This is a genomic window from Sphingomonas sp. CCH9-E2 (genome assembly GCF_001557215.1).
Lineage (GTDB): Bacteria > Pseudomonadota > Alphaproteobacteria > Sphingomonadales > Sphingomonadaceae > Sphingomonas.
The window spans coordinates 1-4,393 of sequence record NZ_LSJM01000068.1 but is presented as its reverse complement, the minus strand read 5'-3'; the positions used below and the strand labels follow the sequence as shown (position 1 = coordinate 4,393).

The 4,393-nt window shown below is 67.0% G+C and carries 3 protein-coding genes; 2 read left to right on the top strand and 1 reads right to left on the bottom strand.

Going from position 1 to position 4,393, the window contains the following annotated elements; all coding sequences use genetic code 11:
• The first annotated feature begins 78 nt into the window (after positions 1–78).
• Positions 79–2,169 (top strand): acetate--CoA ligase family protein, encoded by a 2,091-nt coding sequence (locus AX681_RS03830; RefSeq protein WP_066664554.1) that lies wholly within the window; start codon positions 79–81, stop codon positions 2,167–2,169.
• Between the two features lie 114 nt (positions 2,170–2,283).
• Here AX681_RS03830 and AX681_RS03825 read toward each other — a convergent pair whose 3' ends face one another.
• Complete coding sequence (locus AX681_RS03825; protein ID WP_066664551.1) at positions 2,284–2,736, bottom strand: MarR family winged helix-turn-helix transcriptional regulator; 453 nt, start codon at positions 2,734–2,736, stop codon at positions 2,284–2,286.
• A 135-nt stretch (positions 2,737–2,871) separates the two neighbouring features.
• On the opposite strand from AX681_RS03825, the gene AX681_RS03820 reads away from it, so the two are divergent.
• Positions 2,872–4,393: TonB-dependent receptor plug domain-containing protein (locus AX681_RS03820; RefSeq protein ID WP_156456031.1), on the top strand; the 1,522-nt coding region annotated here is incomplete at its 3' end.

Genomic DNA, 4,393 nt, shown 5'->3' with positions numbered 1-4,393 from the left:
CCCTCTCCCATTGGGAGAGGGAGGGAGGCGCGAAGCGCCGGAAGGGTGAGGGTGATCACCGATTCCACCATCGAGGATATGATGCCCGACCTCTCCCGCCTGCTCTCCCCCCGCTCGGTCGTGATCGTGGGTGCATCCCCCACGCCCGGCGCGCTGGGCAACTCGGTGCTCAAGAACCTTGAGCGGCATGGCTTTGCGGGCGACATCCACCTGATCAATCCCAAGCGCGACGAAATCGAGGGGCGGCCGTGCCTCAAGTCGATCGATGAATTACCCGAGGGCGTCGATGCGGCCGTGCTCGCGATCCCTGGCCCGGCAGTGCTGGGCGCGGTACAGGCGCTGGCAGCGCGCGGCGTGGGCGCAGCGATCATCTTTTCGGCGGGCTTTGCCGAAGGCGGCGAGGAAGGGCTGGCCGCGCAGGCCGAGGTGGCGCGGATCGCGCACGAGCACGGCATGGTGGTCGAGGGGCCGAACTGCCTTGGCATGGTCAACTACGCGGCTGGCGTGCCGCTGACCTTTGTCGAGACGCCGGTGCTGGACCTCACCGGCAAGCCGGCAGTCGGCATCGTCAGCCAGTCGGGCGCGATGGCGGTCGTGCTGGGCGCGACGCTGATGAGCAAGGGGCTGGGCATCACCGTGTCCGTCTCGACCGGCAACGAGGCGGCCTCGGGCGTCGAGGATTATGTCGAGTACCTGATCGATGATCCGGCAACCCCGGCGATCGCGATGATCGTCGAGCAGTTCCGCAAGCCCGCGCGGTTTCTTGCGCTCGCCGAAAAGGCACGCGCGGCGGGCAAGCATATCGTGCTGCTCCATCCCGGCACGTCGAGCGCCGCGCGGGAAAGTGCCGCGACCCATACCGGCGCGATGGCCGGCGACTGGCAGCTGATGAAGGCCAAGGTCGAGCGCGCTGGCGTTGTGCTGGTCGACAGCCTCGAGGCGCTGGGAGATGTTACCGAACTCGCGGTGCGGGCCAAGCCGGTGCGGCGCGGCGGCACCGCAGTGCTGACCGAGAGCGGCGCGTTCAAGGCGCTGACGCTGGATCTGGCCGAGAGTATCGGCCTCGACCTGCCCGCGATGGCTGGCGCGACGGCGGAGGCGATGCGCGCGGCGATCCCCGACTTCATCCCCGTATCCAACCCGATGGACCTCACGGCGCAGGCGCTGGTCGATCCCGACCTGTATCGCCGCACGCTGATCCCGCTTTTGGCCGACGACAATTTCGCGGCTTTGGTGTTCGGGATCATTCAGACCGACCCGGCGACCTGCGCACGCAAATTCCCGGCGATCATCGAAGCGGTGACGGCGCTCAATCCGGACAAGCCGGTGATCTTCGCCGGAATCGATGACGGGGCCGAGGTGCCGACCGAGTATATCGCCGGACTGCGCGCGATCGGTGTGCCCTACTTCCCCTCGCCCGACCGCGCATTTCGCGCGCTGCGGCATCTGGGCAAGCTGGCCGAGCGCGATTTCGCGACTGCGGAGGCAGCACCGGTCACGCTCGAACTGCCGTCTGGCGTAATTCCCGAATATCGCGCCAAGCAGCTGCTCGCCCCGGTCGGCATCCCCTTCCCCTCTGGCGGGTTCGCGGCAAGCGCAGGTGAAGCGAAAGCGATCGCCGCCCGCGTCGGCTACCCGGTCGCAATCAAGGCGCAGTCGGCCGAGCTCAGCCACAAGAGCGATGCGGGCGGCGTGATCCTGAACATCGCCGACGATGCCGCGCTCGATGCAGCATGGGAGCGGCTGTTCGCCAATGTCGCCGCCTATGACGCCGCCATCGCGCTCGACGGGGCGCAGATCGAGGCGATGGGCAAGCGCGGGGTCGAGCTGATCATCGGTGCGCGCAACGACCCCGAATGGGGGCCGGTGATCCTCGCCGGGTTCGGCGGCGTGACGGCAGAGCTGCTGCACGACGTCCGGTTGTTGCCGCACGATCTGACCCATGGCGCGATCGTCGCGGAGCTGCGCGCGCTCAAACAAGGTGCGCTGCTCGACGGCTATCGCGGGTCGCCCGCGCTGGATGTCGATGCCGTGGCGGCGCTGATCGCGGGCCTCGGTCGCGTGCTGGCGGGCACGCCTTCGATCCGAGAGATCGACCTCAACCCGGTGGTCGTCTATCCCAGGGGCGAGGGCGTGGTCGCACTCGACGCGCTGATTCTGGCGGATTAAGTCCCCTTCCGCTCGCGGGAGGGGTTAGGGGAGGGCCTGTCCACAAGGAACGGCGCCTGATCTGACAGCCCCTCCCCCGGCCCCTCCCGCAAGCGGGAGGGGAGAATTGCAGAACTAACCCGCCGTCGGATCGCGCCGTTCGATCCGACCGAGCAAATCGAGCAACGTCGCGCGCTCCGCTTCGCTCAGGCCGGCCAGCATCTCGCGCTCATGCGCCTCGATCCGCGCGAGACAATCGGTCAGCATCGCACGCCCGGCGTCGGTGACGGTCAGCGAAAAGGCGCGGCGGTCGCTGGGATCGACGACGCGCGCGATCAGCTTCAGATCGACCAGTTCGTTGATCAGCGACACCATGTTGGCGCGCTTGATGCCCAGGACGCGGCCGACCGCGCCCTGATTGATCCCCGGATTGCCCGAGACCACCGCCAGGATGCCGACCAGCACCTGACGCATCCCGGTCCCTTCCATCGCCGCCGCGAAATCCGCCGCAAAGGCTCCGAAGGCACGCCGCAAATGATAGCCGACCAGCGGACCGAGCGCGCCGACCTGTTCCTGTTCCCCTGACATGGCGCAAGCGTGAGCACGATTTCAGCCACTTCGTCAATGCGGGCATCCGTCCAGCGGCATAACGTTGACGATACGGATTGTTTATGATCATATCTATTCGAGTCGATAACGACCAAGACATGGTGGGAGGATGCAATGGCTGGATTCGGACGTGGGTTGCGCTGTGCCGGAAGCGTATTGGCGATCATGCTGGCGACCCAGATGCCTGCGATGGCACAAGACGGCGGCTCCGGCCCCGATACGCAGCAGCCGGACCCCGAAGCATCCTCTGAAATCATCGTCACCGGCAGCCGCCTGCGCGGCGCAGCCCCGGTCGGCTCGACTGTCATCTCTGTCGATCGCGGCGATATCGAGGCGGCCGGCGCGCTCAGCACCGATCGCCTGATCCAGCAGATCCCGCAGGTGCTGGACCTGGGCGTCAGCGAGAATTCGCGCGCGCAGAGCGGCGGCAGCGGCAACATCACCTACGGCAACACGATCAACCTGCGCGGCATCGGACCCTATGCGACGCTGATCCTGGTCGACGGGCACCGCGCGGTGAACAACAGCCGCGCATTCGAACCCTCGGTCATCCCGACGCTCGGCCTCGAGCGGGTCGAGGTCGTCGCGGACGGCGCATCGGCGATCTATGGCTCCGACGCGATTGCCGGCGTCGTCAACCTGATCCCGCGCCGCTCGCTCGACGGCATCGAGGCGACCGCGCGCGGCGGCTGGGGCGCGGATTTCGACGAATATCAGGTCGGTGTCGCGGTCGGGAAAGTGTGGGACCGGGGCCAGGTGATGCTGGCCTATGAGCATTCGCGCCGGTCGAATCTGAGCGGCGACGACCGCGCCTTCTTTCGCTCCGATCAGCGCGCGTTTGGCGGCAACGACTATCGCGTCACGCGTTGCGCACCCGGCACGTTGCGCGCTGGCGGCGTATCCTATGCCATGCCGGGCCAGCTGACCCCGGCCAATGTCGGCAGCCTGGTTGCCGGCACGGTCAACAGCTGCGACGATCTGGTCGGGCAGGATCTGTTTCCGAAGCAGACCTATAACTCGGTCAACGGTACCGCGACGTTCGAGGTCACCGACTGGTTTACGGTGTTCGCCGACGGCTTTTACAGCAAGCGCGAATATGAGCGGCTACCGGCCTATTTCAGCTCGACGCTGACCGTGCCGCAGACCAATGCCTGGTTCGTCCGTCCGACCGGCTTTACCGGCACGAGCTACACGATCGACTATAATTTCCGCAACGACCTGCCCCGCGACGTCTCGCGCGGCTTTGCCGAGAATTGGCAGGTAACGCCGGGTGTGCGGTTCAAGCTGCCCGGCGACTGGGAGCTGGAGGGGCTGTTCACCTATGGCCGCGGCAACGACCAATCGGACCAGGTGCGCGGGCTGAATGCGACCGCGCTCAACGCGGCGCTGGCGAGCAGCAACCCGGCGACCGCGTTCGACCCCTACGGTCTGGGCCGCACCTCCGCCGCAACCTTGCTGGCGATCAGCAACTTCCTGACGCTGTCGCCGACGCTGAACGACTTCAACGGCTATGAAGCGCGGCTCAACGGGTCGATCGTCGATCTGCCGGGCGGCAGCGTCAAGCTTGCCGCAGGTTATGAAGGCCAGGAGATCGAGACGCGGCTGGGTTCGGCGCGCGGCGCGGCGGGCACGCCGG